14 protein-coding genes are annotated in these 17,339 nt (G+C 72.2%); 5 read left to right on the top strand and 9 right to left on the bottom strand.

Annotation, left to right across the window (positions count from 1 at the left end):
- Positions 1-215: 215 nt before the first annotated feature.
- From J8M51_RS29190 to J8M51_RS29175, 4 genes are all read right to left on the bottom strand, one after another.
- On the bottom strand, positions 216-1,508 hold the full coding sequence (locus J8M51_RS29190) for an MDR family MFS transporter (protein ID WP_267299571.1): 1,293 nt from the start codon (positions 1,506-1,508) through the stop codon (positions 216-218).
- Positions 1,505-2,974, bottom strand: a complete 1,470-nt coding sequence (locus J8M51_RS29185; RefSeq protein ID WP_256964108.1) for an ABC transporter permease subunit — start codon at positions 2,972-2,974, stop codon at positions 1,505-1,507. The genes J8M51_RS29190 and J8M51_RS29185 overlap by 4 nt, the downstream gene beginning before the upstream one ends.
- 299 nt (positions 2,975-3,273) lie before the next feature.
- Positions 3,274-4,767 carry an ABC transporter substrate-binding protein gene (locus tag J8M51_RS29180; protein WP_086753634.1) on the bottom strand — a complete coding sequence of 498 codons (1,494 nt, stop codon included), beginning with the start codon at positions 4,765-4,767 and terminating at the stop codon, positions 3,274-3,276.
- 76 nt (positions 4,768-4,843) lie between these two features.
- Complete coding sequence (locus J8M51_RS29175) at positions 4,844-5,431, bottom strand: GNAT family N-acetyltransferase (protein WP_086753641.1); 588 nt, start codon at positions 5,429-5,431, stop codon at positions 4,844-4,846.
- A gap of 176 nt (positions 5,432-5,607) precedes the next feature.
- Here J8M51_RS29175 and J8M51_RS29170 point away from each other — a divergent pair, with 176 nt between their 5' ends.
- From J8M51_RS29170 to J8M51_RS29160, 3 genes are all read left to right on the top strand, one after another.
- Positions 5,608-6,639: a Ppx/GppA phosphatase family protein gene (locus J8M51_RS29170; RefSeq protein ID WP_086753632.1), complete on the top strand. Its 1,032-nt coding sequence runs from the start codon at positions 5,608-5,610 to the stop codon at positions 6,637-6,639.
- Between the two features lie 167 nt (positions 6,640-6,806).
- Positions 6,807-7,319, top strand: a complete 513-nt coding sequence (locus J8M51_RS29165; protein WP_086753630.1) for an anti-sigma factor antagonist — start codon at positions 6,807-6,809, stop codon at positions 7,317-7,319.
- Positions 7,320-7,418: 99 nt separating this feature from the next.
- Positions 7,419-7,610 (top strand): hypothetical protein, encoded by a 192-nt coding sequence (locus J8M51_RS29160; RefSeq protein WP_086753639.1) that lies wholly within the window; start codon positions 7,419-7,421, stop codon positions 7,608-7,610.
- A 199-nt stretch (positions 7,611-7,809) separates the two neighbouring features.
- Here J8M51_RS29160 and J8M51_RS29155 read toward each other — a convergent pair whose 3' ends face one another.
- Positions 7,810-8,244, bottom strand: a complete 435-nt coding sequence (locus J8M51_RS29155; RefSeq protein WP_179202937.1) for a protease inhibitor — start codon at positions 8,242-8,244, stop codon at positions 7,810-7,812.
- A 579-nt stretch (positions 8,245-8,823) separates the two neighbouring features.
- Here J8M51_RS29155 and J8M51_RS29150 point away from each other — a divergent pair.
- Both J8M51_RS29150 and J8M51_RS29145 read left to right on the top strand, forming a co-directional pair.
- On the top strand, positions 8,824-10,425 hold the full coding sequence (locus J8M51_RS29150) for a purine-cytosine permease family protein (RefSeq protein ID WP_086753626.1): 1,602 nt from the start codon (positions 8,824-8,826) through the stop codon (positions 10,423-10,425).
- 109 nt (positions 10,426-10,534) lie between these two features.
- Positions 10,535-11,701 (top strand): lactate 2-monooxygenase, encoded by a 1,167-nt coding sequence (locus tag J8M51_RS29145; RefSeq protein WP_216591246.1) that lies wholly within the window; start codon positions 10,535-10,537, stop codon positions 11,699-11,701.
- Positions 11,702-11,887: 186 nt separating this feature from the next.
- Here the strand turns inward: J8M51_RS29145 and J8M51_RS29140 are convergent, their stop codons facing one another.
- The 4 genes from J8M51_RS29140 to J8M51_RS29125 all read right to left on the bottom strand — a co-directional run bounded on the left by J8M51_RS29140 (position 11,888) and on the right by J8M51_RS29125 (position 17,234).
- On the bottom strand, positions 11,888-13,729 hold the full coding sequence (locus tag J8M51_RS29140; RefSeq protein WP_216588345.1) for an RICIN domain-containing protein: 1,842 nt from the start codon (positions 13,727-13,729) through the stop codon (positions 11,888-11,890).
- Between the two features lie 550 nt (positions 13,730-14,279).
- Positions 14,280-14,657, bottom strand: a complete 378-nt coding sequence (locus J8M51_RS29135; RefSeq protein ID WP_086762752.1) for a toxin Doc — start codon at positions 14,655-14,657, stop codon at positions 14,280-14,282.
- A gap of 3 nt (positions 14,658-14,660) precedes the next feature.
- Positions 14,661-14,906, bottom strand: coding sequence for a hypothetical protein (locus J8M51_RS29130; RefSeq protein ID WP_086762754.1), 246 nt, complete (start codon positions 14,904-14,906; stop codon positions 14,661-14,663).
- 84 nt (positions 14,907-14,990) lie between these two features.
- Positions 14,991-17,234 carry a glycoside hydrolase family 9 protein gene (locus J8M51_RS29125; RefSeq protein WP_216588344.1) on the bottom strand — a complete coding sequence of 748 codons (2,244 nt, stop codon included), beginning with the start codon at positions 17,232-17,234 and terminating at the stop codon, positions 14,991-14,993.
- Between the last annotated feature and the right edge of the window lie 105 nt (positions 17,235-17,339).

Below are 17,339 nucleotides of genomic sequence, written 5' to 3'. Positions count from 1 at the left end.
CCGGCGGGCGGGGCTGAAGGTGACCGGCGGGCGGGGCTGAAGGTGACCGGCGGGCGGGGCTGAAGGTGACCGGCGGGCGGGGCTGAAAAGCACGGGGCGCAGCCCCTGCTTTTCAGGGGCGCGGGGAACTGCGCGAGAAGCCCCACCGGACGGACGCCTGGGGGTCGAAGGGGCGCAGCCCCTGGGGATGGGACGGGTAGGGGCGGCGGGGGCGATTACGACCGGCGCGGCAGGAGCGCGATCGCCGCCACCGGGATCACAGCGAGCACCACCCACGGCACCACCCGAGACACCCCCGCGTCCATCAACGCCCCGGCCCCCGCACTCCCCCCGAGCACGATCAACCCCGACACCGACGACATCGCCCCGGTGTAGAGCCCCAGCCGCCCCGCCACCGCGAGATCCGGCACCCACGCCCGCGCCGCAGGCGCCACCAGCATCTGCCCCACCGTCAGCAACACCACGAACCCGGCCGCGGGCAACAGCCCCGCGTTCCCGGTCCACCCGGCGGGCAGCGCCAGCGCCACCACCAGGAACCCACCCGAGATCAACAGCAGCCCCACCACCATGGACCGACGAAGATCCAGCCGCTCCGCCACCCACCGCGTGACCGGCAGCTGCGCGGTCACCACCAGCAGCGAGGACAGCCCGAACAGCCAGGCCAGCGCGGACTGCGACCCCGTGGCCCGCGCCACCTCGTCGGGGAGGAGCAGGTACAGCTGGTTGTACGCCAGCAGATACGCCCCGTACGCGCAGCACAGCGCCAGGAACCGGCGGTTGCGCAGCAGCCCGCCGAGGCCGCCCTTCACCGCGACCCGCTCCCGCCCCGGTATGTGCTGCGGCAGCAGCCACGCGTGTCCGGCGAGGACGAGCACGAACACCCCGGCGCCCGCGAGACACACCACCCGGAAGTCCACGGCCAGCAGCAGCGCGCCGAGCAGCGGCCCGACGAACGCCCCGGCCTGCCCCGCCACCGTGAACAGCGCGAGGACGCTGGTACGGGGACCGCCGCCCGTCTCCTCCCAGACCACGGCCTGACGGGCGACCTCGGACTCGACGGCGGGCGAGAACAGGGCCGCCGCGAACCCGATCAGCAGGACCGATCCGATGACCGACCAGTCCGCGTCGGCATAGCCGAGCCAGGCGAACCCGGCGATCCGCAGCACGCATCCGGCCAGCACCACCGGCCGTACGCCGTAGCGGTCGGCCAGCGCGCCGCCCACCACGAACAGCCCCTGCTGGCTGAAGGTCCGCAGCCCGAGGACGAAGCCGACCATCCAGCCGGCCATGCCGATCGCCGTGCCGAGATGCTCGGCGAGGAACGGCAGCACGGCGAAGAAGCCGATGTTGAAGGCGAGCTGGGTGAGGATCAGCAGCCGCAGCAGGGGGTTGAGCTGCGCCCAGGTGCCCTGCCGGGAGGGCTTGGCCGTGGTCGTGCCGGGCACCTGGTCCGTCGCCCGCCGTTCCGGCTCGTCACTCACGGACTGGTTCTCCCGGGGCTCGGTCATACGGTCTCTCCGACGGTCGCGGCGACGGCCGGCTTCGGCTGTCGCGCTGCCCCGGCGAAGGGCAGGCGCGGCCGGCGCACTCCGCCCGCCGCCGTGACCGCGAGGGCGCCCAGCAGGGCGAGGGCGACGGCGGGGGCGGCGACGGCCCAGGGGGCGCGTTCGGCGTAGGGCTGGTTCTCGGCGAGGAGGAGGCCCCATTCCGGGTCCGGTGGCTGCGCGCCGAGCCCGAGGAAGCCGAGGGCGGTGAGGGCGAGGGCCACACCGGGCAGCCGGAGGAGGGCGTGGCGGGCGACGGGGGGCAGGACGGCGGGGAGCAGCTCGCGGCGGAGCACATAGGCGTCGTCCGCGCCCAGTCCCCTCGTGGCCGTGATGTGGGTGGTGGCCCGTTCCTGTTCGAGCAGGGCCGTGGTGTGCGCGGCGAGCGGCACCCAGGCGACGGCGGCCACGGCCAGCGCGGGGGTCGCGGCGCCGCTGCCGGCGACTCCGGCGACGAGCAGGCCCGCGAGGACCGGGGGGACGGCGTTGACGGTGTCGACGAGGGGCCCGGAGAAGCGGGGCAGCAGACCGAGCAGAAGCCCCGCCAGAAGTGCCGCGGCGCTGATGGTGACGGCGAGGGAGAGGGTGGTGAACGCCCCGTGGCCGATCCGGGCGAGGAGGTCGCGGCCGAGCGCGTCGGTGCCCAACGGATGTGCCCAGGAGGGTGGTCGGAGCCGCGATCCGGTGTCCAGGGTGAGCGGGTCCCGGGTCAGGCCGAGCACGACGACCGCGAGGAGCAGCGTGCCGTAGAGGAGGGGGATGCGGCGGGGCGCGGGCGGCTTCGGGCGGTGCAGGGACTGGAGCGCTCCGTCGCGCAGGGCCGGGCCGATCAGCAGGCGGGCGGCGAGCCGGGCGAGGGCTCCGGCGACGGCGGCCAGCAGGACCAGGGCGAGGGTGCCGGCCTGGAGGACGGGGAGGTCCTGGGCGATGGCGGCCTGGAGGGTGGTGCGGCCGAGGCCGGGTATGTCGAAGATCTGCTCGACGGTGACGGCGCCGCCGGTGAGGCCGACCACGAACAGGCCGAGGTTGGGCAGCAGTCCGGGTAGGCAACGGCGTACGGCCTGGCGGGCGGTGGCCCGCCCGGGTATGCCGCGGGCGGCGGCGGCCAGCGCCCAGGGTTCGGCGAAGGCGCCGGGCAGCAGGTCGTCGAGCATCCGGCCGAGCAGCGCGCCCGCGGGCAGGCCGAGGGCGAGCGCGGGCAGCACCATCCACGGGGGCCCGTACCAGCCGAGCGCGGGCAGCCAGCCGAGGTGCACACCGACGACGACGGCGAGCACGGAGGCGGTGAGGAACTCGGGCAGCGCGGCGAGCATCGCGGCGAGGCTGCCGCCGCCGCTGCGGTCGTCGAGGCGGCGGCGCGCGCCGAGCCACAGGGTGCGGGCGCAGACCGCCGCGGCCGTGACCGCCGCGACGACGAGCGCGGCGGCCATCAGCAGCACGGAGACGCCGAGGGCGTGCACGACGGACGGGGTGACCTCGGCGCCGGAGATCCAGGACCGGCCCGCGTCCCCGCGCGCCAGCCCGCCGAACCACTCCCCGAGGAGCTTCAGCGGGCCGGCGTCGAGGCCGAGTTCGTCGCGTACGGCGGCCAGGACCTCGGGGGTGGGATCACGTTCGGCGGAGCGCGCCTTGAGGACGGTCAGCGCCGGGTCGGTGCGCGACAGCCAGGGCAGCAGGCCGATGGCGCACAGCAGCGTGGCGGCGAGCAGGGTTCGCCAGAGTGCCCGTATCAGCGCCGGGTCCCCGTTCCGACCAGCGTGCGCTCGTAGGGGTCGAGGACGACGCCCTGGACGGAGTCGCCGACGCCGGTGATGATCCGCTGGTGGACGAGCGGGACGGTGGCGTCGGTGGCGAGGATCGCCGCCTCGGCGGTCATGGCGGCCTGCCGCCGCTTGTCGGTGTCGGCCTCCTTCGCGGCGGCGGCCACGGCCCGGTCGACCTTCTTGTCGCAGAGCAGGGCGAGGTTGTAACTGCCGTCGCAGGTGAAGTCGCTGGCCATGATGGAGACCGGGTCGCCGGTGTCGAGCAGGGAGTTGCGGGCGCCGACGAAGGCGTCGAACTTGCCCGCCAGGGCGTCGCTCTCCAGCCGTGAGTACTCGCGGACCTCCAGCTTCACCTTGAACCCGGCCTTCTGGAGCTGCTGTTGCAGCACCTGGGCGACCTCGGGCAGTTCGGGCCGGTTGTCGTAGGTGGCGATGGTGATCGCGGTGCCGTCGGCGTCGGCGGCCTTCGCGCGGCCGGCGGGCTCGACGCGCTTGCCGGCGGCCCAGGTGACGGCGGGCCCGAAGATGCCGACTCCGGCGTCGGCATGGCCCTCGTAGACGTCCTTGGCGAGGACGGAGCCGTCGACGGCCTCGCGGGCGGCGGCCCGGAGCTTCGGGTCCTTGAAGGCGCCCGACTCGGTGTTGAGCAGAAGGCTGGTGGTGCGGGTGGTGGCCGTCTCGCGGCGGGTGTCCTTGTCGAGGGTGGACGCCTGTGCCACGGGGACGGCCTCGGCGATGTCGACCTGCTCGGTGCGCAGGGCGTTGGTGCGGGCGGAGCCGTCGGCGATGAACCGGGCGTCGATGCCGCTCGCCTGGGCGCGGCCGCCCCAGTAGGCGTCGAAGCGGTCCAGGGTGGCGGCGGTGGTGCCGGTGACCTTGGTGACCTCGAACGGGCCGGTGGCCGTGCCGACCGGGTTCACGCGCTTGCCGCCGTAGGCCTTGGCGGACAGGATCGCGAGGCCGGGGCTGGTGAGCCGCAGCGGCAGGGCGGGGTCGGGGTCCTCGGTGGTGACGCGGACCTGCCGGTCGCCGTCCGCCTTCGCGGTGAGCTCGACGCCGGAGAGCGCGGCGGTGACCGGTTCGGCCTCGGTGGCGCGGGTGAGGGCGGCCGCGACCGTGGCCGGGGTGACGTCGGTGCCGTCCTGGAAGGTGGCCTCACGCAAGGTGAAAAGCCAGTTCCGGTCGTTCTCGCGGGTCCAGGACTCGGCGAGCGCGGGGGCCGCGGAGCCGTTGGCGTCCAGCTTGGTGAGGCCCTCGGTGACGCCGAGGCGGCTCAGGAGGGTGGCGTCGGCACCGTACGGGGAGAAGTTCTCGGCGGGCGGGAAGGCAAGGGCCACACGCAGCCGGGAGCCGTCGGCCGACTTGTCGTCGGAGGTCTCGCCGTTGGAGGCGAAGCAGCCGGTCAGCACAGGGGTGAGGAGCAGGCCGGCGACAACGCGACGGCGACGGGGAGAGCGCATGGACCTTGGTTCTCTGTGGGGAACAGGGGGGTGGTGGCGCGCGACACACCCTACATGAGAATGATTATCATCTAACCTACGAGGGGCGGCCGGCCCGCGACACCGGCGTCGACACCGAAACCGGCAGCTGTACCGGCACCGGCAGCGGCACCTCGAAGTGGACGACCCGCTCCCCGGTCGTCTCACGCTCGTCGCACACGGCGCTGCCCTGCGAGCGCCAGAAGTCCTCGGCGCCGGGCACCCCGGGGTCGGTGTGCAGATAGACGGAGCGGTAACCGCCGTCCGCCGCCGCGAAGTCCAGCAGCGCCGCGACCAGCCGCCGGGCCAGCCCGCGCCGCCGGTGCTCGGCGCGCACGTACACCCGGCGCAGCTGGGCGGTCTCACCGGAGGGGTAACGCTCGGCCAGCCAGCGGGGGTTGGGCGGATGGGCGGGCCCCCGGGAGTCCAGGGCACCGGTGGCGACCACGGTGCCGTCCCGCCCGTCGACCGCCACCAGGAGCACATGCCGGCCGGGAGCGACGTAGGCGCCCTCCAGATCGATGATGTCCCCGTGCCAACGCGGCACATAGCCCGTGCCGAAGTCGCGGTAGACGGTGTCGAGCATCACCGTACGGGCGCTGTCGAGGTCGTCGGGCCCTGCCACCCTGATGTCGTAGTGCTGCACCTGCACATCATATGCAATTAGTCTGATCATTCCGATCGGGGTGCGCGCGGCCCCGCTCGCCGGAGGGTCCGCAAGGTGGTGAACCGCGGCGCCCGCCCGGCCGGTATACGACCGTGCGCCACCGACCGCCGTGCGGACCACGCGTGTTGAGGCGCTCACCGGGTACTTCGTCGGTCATGCGGATGAGCGTGGTGGATGTGGGATCGAACACGGTACGGCTCGTGGTGGCGGACGCCGAGGGGGGTATCCCGCTGCCGGTGCACACCGCCAAGTGGCGCCTGCGGCTGTCCGAGCAGGTGACCCCCGGGGGCGAGGTGCCGGAGGAGTCCGTACGGCAGTTGTGCGACGCGGTCGCGGCGGCGGCGCGCACGGCGGAGAGATGGGGGGCGTCCACACCGCTGGCGTTCGCGACCGCGGTGGTGCGCTCCGCGCCGAACTGCCGGGAGGTGCTGCGCACCGTGCGCGCGGAGACCGGGATACCGATCTGCACCCTGCCCGGCGAGGTGGAGGCCGAACTGACCTTCCTCGGCGCACGGCGGTGGATGGGCTGGCGGTCGGGACCGCTCGCGCTGCTGGACATCGGCGGAGGCTCGCTGGAGGTGGCCTTCGGCCGGGGCCGGCTGCCGGACTTCGTGGCCTCGCTGCCGCTGGGTGCCAACCGGCTGACCCATGAGTTCTTCCTGGAGCAGGACCCGCCGTCCCCGGACAGCGTCAAGGCGCTGCGGCGCAAGGTCCGCCACCAGCTCCGGGACGTCTCCGCGCGCATCCGCTGGGAGGGGCCGCGCACCGCCGTGGCCACCTCGCGCACCTTCCAGCAGCTCTCCCGGCTGTGCGGCTCGGCGCCGGGCCGTCAGGGGCCGTTCGTGGAGCGGGAGTTGCGGTGCGCCGACCTGGGCCTGGCCATCACCCGGCTCGCCTCCCTCCCCGCCGCCGAGCGGGCCGCCCTGCCCGGTATCTCCGCGCCCCGGGCGACACAGAGCCTCGCCGGGGCGCTGGTCGGGCACACCGCGATGAAGCTCACCGGTCTGAAGTCCGTGACGATCTGCCCCTGGGCGATCCGCGAAGGCATTCTGCTGCGGCACATCGAGGACGGCCCGGCGTGGTGGTCGGAGGTGACGCGGACCGTGCTGGACGCCGGGGAGACCGGGCCGGGCGGTTCGAGCGTGCCGGGCTCCGTGCCCCTGCGCATCGCCGTGCCGGCCCCCTGAACCGAGCACTTCGCACCAGCGATCCACCTCAATGTCAATAATCAGCGCGGAAGTTCACCTTTTCGAGTGTTGTAGATCTTGCGCCGGGCGTGAAAGGGATGGCCGGCTCCGCGCCGGGGTAGCTAACGGGACCGAATGCGCCCTACCCCTGACAAGGTGGAGCCGCCATGACTCCGGATGCCCATGACCGTGCCGTTCCCCGGCCCGAGGACACGGCCGCCGGGGCCGGGCCCGGGGCCACACCTGGGCCCGGCCCCGGGTCCGGACCGGTGGCGCCGAACCCCTGCGCCCGCACCCGCCGGACCGGCCCGTTCACCGTGATCGAGGTCTCGGGCGAGATCGACATATCGTCGGCGGGCCTCGTGGCCGAGCATCTGACCGCCGCCGTCACCGGGCCCGGCGCGCCGGACGTGCTCGTCGACCTGCGGGACGTCTCCTTCTTCGACTGCTCGGGGCTGCGCGTACTGTGCCGCGCGGAGGCCACGGCCAGGGCGCGCGGCGGCCGGCTCCGCCTGGTCTGCGACCAGCCCCGGATGCTGCGCCTGCTGCGCGCCGCGCGACTGCTGGGCCGCTTCCCGCCGCTCCCGGACCTTCCGGCCGCTCCACCGCCGCCCTCGCCTGCACCGCAGCCCTCGCCACCGCCCCCGTCCCCGCCTCCGCAAGGGCCAAGTCTCAAGTAGCAGTTCAATGAAACGATTGAAGGACCTGCGGCAGGCGCACATCCGTTCCGGCGGACACCGGGACGGAATCCGAGCGAGACAGAAGTGGAGACGCGCGAAGTGAAGTTCCTTCTCGAAGTCGACCTGGACAGCACGGACTGGGACGAGGGCACCACCGTCCAGGAGCTGGAACGCATCCTGCGCTACTGGGGCGGCAACCTCCGGCACTGCGAGATCTCCCCCGGGGACGGCCAGCCCCTGTACGACTCCGGCCATCAGGAGGTCGGCCGCTGGACCGTCACCGACGGGTGAACGATCGAAAGGCCCCCGGCAGTTGATGCCGGGGGCCGGCCCTCGGCCCCACTCCGCTCGGCCGGCCCCCGGACGGGGATCACGTGGCACACCGCGACAGGGCTCGCGCTCCCCAGCCACGGGCCCTCGCTCATCACTCACGGGTCCACGCGACCCCGGTCTGTCGGCCGCCACAGGACGGCCTTGTCACAGGAGTTGATCAGAAGGCGTACAGGACGCTCGCGCCCGAGTTCTTGAGGCACTCGTTGGCGAAGACGCGTTCGTACGCGACGCGCTTGCCCTGCCAGACACCGTGGACGGTGACGATCACCGGGTCGTACTGCTTGGTGCACTTCGCCCCGGCGCCGCGGCTCAGAGCGTCGAGGTCGCCGCCGCTGTCGCGCAGTTCGGCACAGGCGTCGACGGGCGCGGGGTGCGTGCCGGAGGCCTTGGGCGCACAGGTGAGCGTGACCGCCCGCTCGGGGGTGACGGTGGCGGCGGTCTCGCCGTGACCCGTGGTCAGGACCAGGGCCGAGGGGGCGTAGAGCCCGGACACGGCGGGCTCGGGGGCGGCGAGCGCGGAGCCCGTGAGGGGACCGCAGACGGCGGTGGCCGCCAGGGTGAGAGTCGCTGCCAGGCGCGCGGTCTTCGGCATGGTGTGCATCCTTCCGCTCTGCAGGAGTGCCCGGACGGCCCCGCCACATCGGTTGCGTGGACGAGGCCGGCCCGGTCGGTGCCGGATCGGCGAGCGCGAGTCTGCCGGGTCCGGGGCGGGAACACACATCGACCCCACAGGTTTCGGTAACTTTGAGTATTCAAGCAGTGGCGTGAAGTCACGGAGTCCGAACACGCCGACCCCGATTCTGAGCGGTTCTCGATCGACCCATGATCACAAATGGCCGGATCTCCATGGCTGGGCAATCGGCCTGAAACATTCCGCTTCCCCCTTCACACTCCCTCCCCCACCCCCTCACGATGGTGGACGATTCATCCACTCCACCCTCAGAAAATGGACGAAGCGCCCCCTGGTGTCGACTCGACGGGCGCCCGTACCGTCACCTCACCCCCTGAGGACGGCTTCCGCTCCTGTCGCCCACCCGGCGGCACACCGGCCCCCTCCGCCCCTAGGTCGTGTCCGTAAAGTCCCGCCTGCCCTCTGGGCGGACGACGGGACTCTACGGACACGACCCAGCGCCACCAGACGCGTCACCGCCGGTCCCCCGCTGGAGCCTTCATGCCCGAGACGTCCCCGACCACCGCGCACTTTGCCGCCGCCCCGCCCCCGCCGCTCACCGAGGTCGAGTCGCACGGCGTCGAGCGCATCCCCGACGCGGACCGCACCGCGAAACCGCTCGACCTGTTCCGGCTCGCGTTCGGCGGCGCCAACACCTTCTCCACCTGTGTGCTGGGCGCCTTCCCGATCCTGTTCGGCCTCTCCTTCTGGCAGGGCCTGGCCGCCACCCTCCTCGGCGTCGTCGCCGGCGCGCTGATCCTCTGCCCGATGGCGGTGTTCGGCCCGGTCAACGGCACCAACAACGCCGTCTCCTCGTCGGCCCATCTGGGTGTGCACGGCCGCGTGGTCGGCTCCTTCCTCTCCCTCCTGACGGCTGTCGCGTTCTTCTCCATCTCCGTCTGGAGCTCCGGGGACGCCCTGGTCGGCGGCGCGCACCGGCTGTTCGGACTGCCCCGCACGGACCTGTCGTACGTCGTCGCGTACGCGCTGTTCGCCGGCCTGGTCCTCGCGGTGTGCGTCTACGGCTTCCGCTTCATGCTGTTCGTCAACAAGGTCGCGGTCGCCGCGGCGAGTCTGCTGTTCCTGCTCGGCGCGATCGCCTTCGCCGGCGACTTCGATCCCTCCTACGCCGGTGTCTTCACGGAGTCGGCGGACGCGGCCACCCGGTCGCTGTTCTGGCCGTCCTTCATCGGCGCGGCGCTGATCGTGCTGTCGAACCCGGTGTCGTTCGGCGCGTTCCTCGGCGACTGGTCGCGCTACATCCCGGCGAGCACCCCGCGCCGCCGGGTGATCGGTGCCGCGTTCCTGTCGCAGATCGCGACGCTGCTGCCGTTCCTGTTCGGTCTGACCACCGCCTCCATCATCGCGGCGAAGGCGCCGCAGTACGTCGACCCGGCCGCCCCCGACTTCGTGGGCGGACTGCTCGCGATCTCCCCGGGCTGGTTCTTCCTGCCGGTGTGTCTGATCGCGCTGATCGGCGGTATGTCGACGGGCACGACGGCGCTGTACGGGACGGGGCTGGACTTCTCCTCGGTGTTCCCGCGCCTCAGCCGGGTGCAGGCGACCCTGTTCGTGGGCGTGCTGTCGATCGTGTTCATCTTCGTCGGCCGTTTCGCCCTCGACCTCGTCCAGTCCATCTCCACCTTCGCCACGATGATCATCACCTGCACCACACCGTGGATGGTCGTGATGATCCTGGGCTTCTGGACCCGCCGCGGCTGGTACGACCCCGAGGCCCTCCAGGTCTTCAACCGCCGCCAGCGCGGCGGCCGTTACTGGTTCACGCACGGCTGGAACTGGCGCGGGACGACCGCGTGGTGGGTCTCGGCCCTGCTCGGTGTGCTCTTCACCAACATCCCGGGCCAGTTCGTGGGCCCGCTCGGCGACCTCGCGGGCGGCGTCGACATCAGCCTCCCGCTCTCGCTCGCCGTGTCGGCGGTCCTCTTCCTCACCCTGCTCCGCCTGTTCCCCGAACCCCGCGCGGTGTACGGCCCCGAGGGCGCCCGTCTGGCCCGTACGACCGATGTGCCGGTCCCGCCGATCACGGGTCCGGGGGCGATCACCGACACGCCGACGCCTGCCCCGGCGGCGAAGGCCGGCTGAGCACGGGAGGTGCGGGGCGGTGGACGGTGGCCGCCCGGCTCGCCAGGATCGTCGGCGACACGCGCGTTCCCGACGGCGCGTTCCCGACGGCGAGGGGCAGGACGGACGGATGGCGAAGCACTGGGCGGACTTCCAGTACGAGATCTACCTGGGCGGGATGGGCGGGGCCGTGCCACGGCTGCCCGCCGATCTGACCCGGCTGGAGGAGCTGGCCGAGCACCGGCTCGGCGCGGGGCCGGTCGGCTATGTGGCGGGCAGCGCCGGGGACGGCAGCACGGCCCGCGCCAACCGGTCGGCGCTGGAACGGCACCGCATCGTGCCCCGGCTGCTGCGGGACGTCGGCGAACGCGACCTGTCCGTCGAGGTGCTGGGCCGTACGCTGCCGGCGCCGGTGGCGCTCGCCCCGGTGGGCGTGCTCTCGATCGTGCACCCGGAGGCCGAGTCGGCGGCGGCCCGGGCCGCCGCCGCGCAGGGCGTGCCGTACATCCTGTCCTCGGCGTCCAGCACGCCCATGGAGCAGGTCGCGGAGGTGCTGGGCGACGCGGAGCGCTGGTTCCAGCTGTACTGGGCGAAGGACCGCGAGGTCACCCGCAGCTTCCTGGAGCGGGCGAAGGCCTCCGGGTACTCGGTGCTCGTCGTCACCCTCGACACGCCCCTGCTCGGCTGGCGGCCCCGCGATCTGGAGCGGGCGTATCTGCCGTTCCTGCACGGTGTCGGTACCGCCAACTACTTCTCCGACCCGGCGTTCCGGGCGGGGCTGGCCAAGCCCGTGCACGAGGATCCGAACGCGGCCGTGCTGCACTTCGCGGGCATGTTCGGGGACCCGGGGAAGACCTGGCCGGACCTGGCGTTCCTGCGCGAACACTGGGACGGGCCGATCGTGTTGAAGGGGGTCCTGCATCCGGACGACGCGCGGCTCGCGGCGGACGCGGGGATGGACGGGGTGGTCGTGTCCAACCACGGGGGCCGGCAGGTGGCCGGGGGTGTGGGGGCCCTCGACGCGCTGCCGGGGGTGGTGCGGGCGGTGGGTGAGCGGATGGAGGTGCTGTTCGACAGTGGGGTGCGCAGTGGGGACGATGTCTTCAAGGCGCTGGCGCTCGGGGCGCGGGCCGTGCTGGTGGGGCGGCCGTATGTGTACGGTCTCGCCCTCGACGGGCAGGCGGGGGTGGAGCATGTGATCCGCTGTCTGCTCGCCGAACTCGACCTGACGCTCGCGCTGTCGGGGCACCGGACGCCGGCGTCGGTCGGGCCCGACAGTCTCTTCGGCGACGCCTGACCGGGGCTCTCGCCCCCGCCATGTCGCGCTCCGCGCGGGTCCGGTGGGGGCTTCTCGCGCAGTTCCCCGCGCCCCTGGAAGGTGGCGGGTGGGCCGGGGGAAAAGCAAGGGGCGCAGCCCCTGCTTTTCAGGGGCGCGGGGAACTGCGCGAGAAGCCCCCACCCACCCGCACCCGACAACGAACCCCTACAGGCCCAGCCCCGTCAGCAGACCCGGAACGTCGAGGGACGTCAGCGGCAGCACCGGCTGCTCGGCGGAGGCGGGCGCATCCTCCTTCTCGTCGCCCACGGACAGGATCGAACCCCCCTGCTCGGCCTCCGCCTCGGGAGACGCGCCCGGCTGCGGGGACCGGGACTTCTCCGGACCGGGGGCCGGAGAGGCACCGTCGGCCTCCGGCTCCGGCTTCCGGGACACCCGCTCGGTCTCCGGCGTCGGCGCCTCGGAGCCGGAGACGGAGAGCGACTCGGGACTGGCGGTCACGCCGTCGGTGAGCCAGCGCTGGGTGGTGGAGTTGTCCCGGACCTTGACGACGATGTCCGCGTCGGGCTCCCGGGCGACGGGGGCCATGGCGAGCCCCTCGCCCCACCGGGGCAGCAACTCGCCCTGCACGGTGAAGTCGTAGCGCACGTCGTCACCGCGCTTGGAGTCCTCGTCGGCGCACGTGCCGAGGACGACGACTCCGGCGTCGACCTGGGAGTCCAGGCACAGTTCGGGGTTGGCGACACTGCGGAGCAGGCCGTCCTCCTCGTAGGACCACTTCTGGGTCCAGCCGGAGTCGCACACCGCGAGTTCGGTCGAGGCGCCCTTGACGGCCTTGCCGCCCTGGATGTCGACGCACAGGTCGGCGGCCTGGTTGCGCAGCCGGGTCCGCTGGGGTGCCGTGGGCCGGTCGGCCGAGGCGGGCGGGGTCGGCGAAGCGGTGTCGGTGGTGGTGTTGTTGCCGGTGTCCGGCGCTGTGGCGACGCCCCCGGGGGCGTTGGTGGAGGCCGTGGGGTCGGCGCCGGTGCCGTCGTCGGAGAGGAACGCGGCGCCGAGGACGGCCGCGAGCAGGGCTCCCGAGGAGACGCCGACGGTGATCAGGGCGCGGGGGTTGCGCACTCCGGAGATGATCCGGCGGCGCTGTGCGGGGATCTGGGAGAGCACACGGTGCCGGCCGCCGCTCCCCGGGCGTCTCGAACTCCCCTTCTGCGGCATCCGGCCGGGCCGGGAGTCGAGATAGCGCCGGGCGCCCCAGCCGAGTACCGCCTCGGCGATGACTCCGCCCAGTCCGCCCTCGAAATGGCTGAGTTGCTCGGCGGCGTAACGGCAGTAGCGGCACTCCAGCAGATGCTGCTGGACATCGGGCAGCAGGGCGCCGCCGCGACGAATCGGTACGTCCAGCAGGCGGTTGTAGAAGCGGCAATCCTTGGACGGCGCGAGTTCCCGATGGGCGCGGACGCAGCCCTCACGGAATTTGTCGCGTGCCTGCTCCAGGATGGCCGTCGCGCTGTCGGCGTCCAGGCCCAGCAGACCGGTGGGTATGGTTATCGTTTCGGCTTCTACTTCGGTGTGCCACAGCAGGCACTGGGCGACCGCCGGGAGGGCCTGGAAAGAGCGCTCGACGAGCTTGCGGTTTTCGGGCGTCATGGACTTCGCCGCCCGCATACCGCGACCGCCGGCGGGCTTCCTCAGGTCGGGCAGCACACCGGAGACGCCGCCTTCCGCGGACCACTCCTTGACGGTGTCGCGCGCGGCCACCAGCAGCCGGGGCCGCAGGGCGACGCCCGACTCGCCCCGCATCAGCCCGTCGAGCACCCGGTGGAAGGCGGTCGCGGTCACCATCGAGGCCACCTGGGACTGGGTGGCGAGACAGATGACCGCGTAGTCGTACGCGGGCTGCCAGTGGCGTGCCATCAGCAGGGCGACCGGGTCGCCGGTGCCGCCTTCCGGCCAGCCCCTCAGCCGGGCGGCGAGAGTCTCGTCGGACTCTCCGGGCACCGGGCCGGGAGCGGGCGGATATGTGGGACGAGGAGGGTGGGGGGTGTGCACAGAGCGGGTTCCTTCCAAGGCACAAGATGGCACACGGAGTTGTGGCCGCCGAAAAGGGCCCTGGATTGGTGCGTACCTTTTTGGCGGGCGCCGGGAAAGCGGTCGGGGGCCGAACCGCACGATGGCCGTCTCCCTTGAGCCTTTTGGGCCCTTCGGTGACCGGGAAGGTCAAATGGCCTTTCCGGCCGGGCCATTGCCCATGCGCAGGAAGTTCACCCTTGCACAAGTTACTCATGGCTAACAAGGCACTTGTGCAACATCCACATCACTAAAAGCAGGTCAGATGACCGGTATCACTGCTTCCGCTTCGCAGAACGAAGCCTTCCGGTTCCGGAATGCTCAAGGCTTCAAGCACCCCGTGTGAACCGTGCGCACAAACCGGTGTCCCGCGCACGCTCCCGGCGCCCCGACGGTTGGTTGTTCACTGAACTCGGCCACCTCGGAAGGCCCCGCGCGGAACGGCGGCTCTCCCGCGCGAAACGGCCGCCGACCTTGATCCTCCCGCCCTCGGTCGGCGGCCCCGGGGCGGGACCTCGCGATTCCGGGCGGCTCAGATCTGCCAGGAGCGCAGCCGGTCCGCCGCCCCGTAGACGTCCGTCGCCCCGGAGAGCAGGTCGCGCGCGAGATCCACGAGGGCCCCGTAGGGCGGGTCGATGCCGACACCGCTGACGAACATGTACGCCACGGCCGTCGCGCAGGCGAAACGGGCGTTGGCGGCCGGCAGCGGTTTCAGCACGGCGAGGGTGTGCAGCAGCGCGGCGGCCCGCCAGGCCGGGTCGGAGTCGACGCCCAGGCGCGGCGGGTCGACGCGATGCCGGGCCACGGCCGCCACGAGCGCGGAGAAGTCGTTGATGGTGGGCTGCTCGGGCATGACCTCTTCATGCCGCTGGAGCAGCCAGGGCACGTCGATGTGGATGACGGATGCCATCGGTCAGCCGGCCCGCCCTTTCGCCGGGGCGGCGGGTTCGTCGTCCGGGAAGGCGGCGGCGAATTCGTCGGCGTGTGCGGTGAAGAACCGGCGGAAGGCCTCCGCGCCCTCCTTCAGCGCCCGGTGTCGCACTATGTCGGCCGCGGCGGCCTCCCGTACGAGCGCCTTCATCGACGTACCGCGCTCCTTGGCGATCTGCCGCAGATCCTCTAGCTCGCGGTCGCTGAACTCCACATTCAGAGCTGGCATGCTCCAACGGTACCGCGCGGGTACTTACCCGTAAATAGTCCCAGGTCACGGGCTGTCCCACGCGGTACCGAAGCGAGACGGAAGCTAGCTCTGGTCGGCCACGAACGACGCCATACGCACCAGCGCCGCGTTCCAGTTGATCGTGTGTTCGTTGGTCGACCAGGACTGGATGTCGTCGATGTAGCAGAACTGACCGACGCAACCCTGGAGTTTGCTCTGGGCGTAGGGGTCCTGGATGGAGGAGTTGGGGCCGCCCGCGAGGGTGCCGGTGGGCGGGTTGGGCTGGGACGGGTCGAGCTGGTGGGCGTACCAGCGGCTGTGCTGGTTGCGGGCGTCGACCTCGCCGTATCCGGTGACGTAGGAGATGTTGAGGGCGTTGCGGCCGAAGAGGTAGTCCATGCTCTGCAGCGCGCCCTCGCGGTACTTGCTCGCCCCGCCGATGTCGTACGCGGTGGCGATGACGACCGCGTTGTTGAGGATCTGGTGGTTGGAGCCCCAGTCGTAGAGGTTGTTGTCGGGGGCGTACGGCATGCCGTACGGGTGGGCCTTCAGGGTGGCGAGATAGCGGTCGGCGCCCTTGATCACGGACTTGCGGACCTTGTCACGGCCGGGCAGCTTGCTGGGGACGGTCGCGAGGTCGAGGCGGCCCGCGGCGGCCGTGCGGGCCCAGTCGAAGCCGACGGGGCCGAAGATGTCGGCGGTGTGCACGGGCGAGGCGAGGATGTGGTCCTGGAACGCCTTCTCACCGGTGGTGAGGTACAGCTGCGCCGCAGCCCAGTAGAACTCGTCGGTGACGTTGTTGTCGGCGTAGGTGCCACCGCCGATGCCGTCGCTCTCGGAGGCGTACATCGCGGGGTGGTCCAGGGCCGCCTTCCACGCCGTGCGGGCCGCGGTGAGGGCCTTCGCGGCGAACGCCCGGTCGTAGGGGCGGTAGAGGCGGGCCGCCTGGGCGGCGGTGGCCGCCAGGTTCAGCGTGGCGGCGGTGCTCGGCGGGTGGAGTTCGCGCTTCTGCGGGTCGGCGGCGGGCATCAGGGGCAGGCCCGTCCACTGCTCGTCGTGGATCTTGTGGTGGGCCATGCCCGCGAGGGGCCTGCCCTGCGGCACCTGCATCTTCAGCAGGAAGTCCAGCTCCCAGCGGACCTCGTCCAGCAGGTCGGGGATCCTGTTGCCGCTCTCCGGGATGTCCAGCGAGCCGTCGCCGAGCTTCCCGGACTTCCCGGTGCGGGCGTACCGGGCGCGTTCGTAGGTGCTCAGCACCTCCCAGGTGGAGATCCCGCCGTTGACGACGTACTTGCCGTGGTCGCCGGCGTCGTACCAGCCGCCGGTGACGTCGAGGCGGTAGTCGCAGACACCGGGCTGGCAGGGCACGTTCCCGTCGCCCTGGTTGGGCGCCACGTCGACATGGCCGGCGGCGCGGCCGTAACCGGGGCGCAGGTCGTCGCTGATCGGGGTGCCGCTGCGCTGGGTGTAGTAGTACTTCAGCGAGTCGAGGCGCAGGCGTTCGTAGGCACCGGCGTCGATGTCGAAGGGGCGGCTGGTCTCGCCGTCGGCGACCAGGGTGAAGCCGGTGCCGCGTTTGCGGTAGGCGCCGAAGTCGATGGAGTGGACGTTCTGTCCGGAGGAGGCGTCCAGCCCGTGCGGGGTGGACCGTCCGTGGGCGACCACGGCGCCCGTCGCGTTCTTCAGCTGCCAGGGCAGTTTCGCCGTGGCGTCGGTGACCAGGGTGGCGTTCTTCGGTCCGGCGGGCAGATAAGCGACCTGGTTGACCCGTACCCGGGGCCCGGTGTCGGGTTCGTACACCTCCGGCGGCACCCCGCCGAGCAGCGAGATGTCGTCCATGCAGAAGGTGAACGGGTTCGCGTTGCCGCCCACCTGGAAGCCGACCTGGCCCTGCGCGGTGTCGACGGGCGAGGTGAAGGTGTAGGAGTACGAGTCGCCCGAGACGTTCAGCTGCGGGCTCACCTCGAAGTAGGTGTCGTACGGGGCCACCGACAGGCCGACGATCGCGCGCAGGACGTTGCCCTGGGGCGTGCCGGAGGCGGAGAACTTGAACCGGTACGACTCGCCCTTGACGAGGGTGATGTCGTTCTGGCCGACGGCGGCGTCCCAGCGGTTGGCGGTGCCGCCGGGGATCTCGGCGCAGAGGCGGTCGTCGGTGAGGCCGGCGGTGACGTTGCCGGTCGTCCACCAGGGGGCGGTGGTGGTGTCGAAGGTGCCGTTCCTGACCTGTTCGACCTCCTCGGCCTGGGCCGGTCCGGTGGGCAGCGCGGTGAGCGCCGCCGCGAGGAGGGCCGTCAGGGCGAGCAGGGTGGTTCTGCGTCGTTTCACGTCGGGGCTCCTCGGGGGAGGTGGGGGTCGAAATGACGTGGGAGCGCTCCCAGGCAGGGCTGCGGGCCATGCTGTTAGAGACATGACAGATCGTCAACGGTCCGG

It is taken from the genome of Streptomyces griseiscabiei (genome assembly GCF_020010925.1).
Classification (GTDB): Bacteria; Actinomycetota; Actinomycetes; order Streptomycetales; family Streptomycetaceae; genus Streptomyces; species Streptomyces griseiscabiei.
Note: the sequence above shows the minus strand (reverse complement) of the source record. Positions and strands in the feature narration are given on the sequence as shown.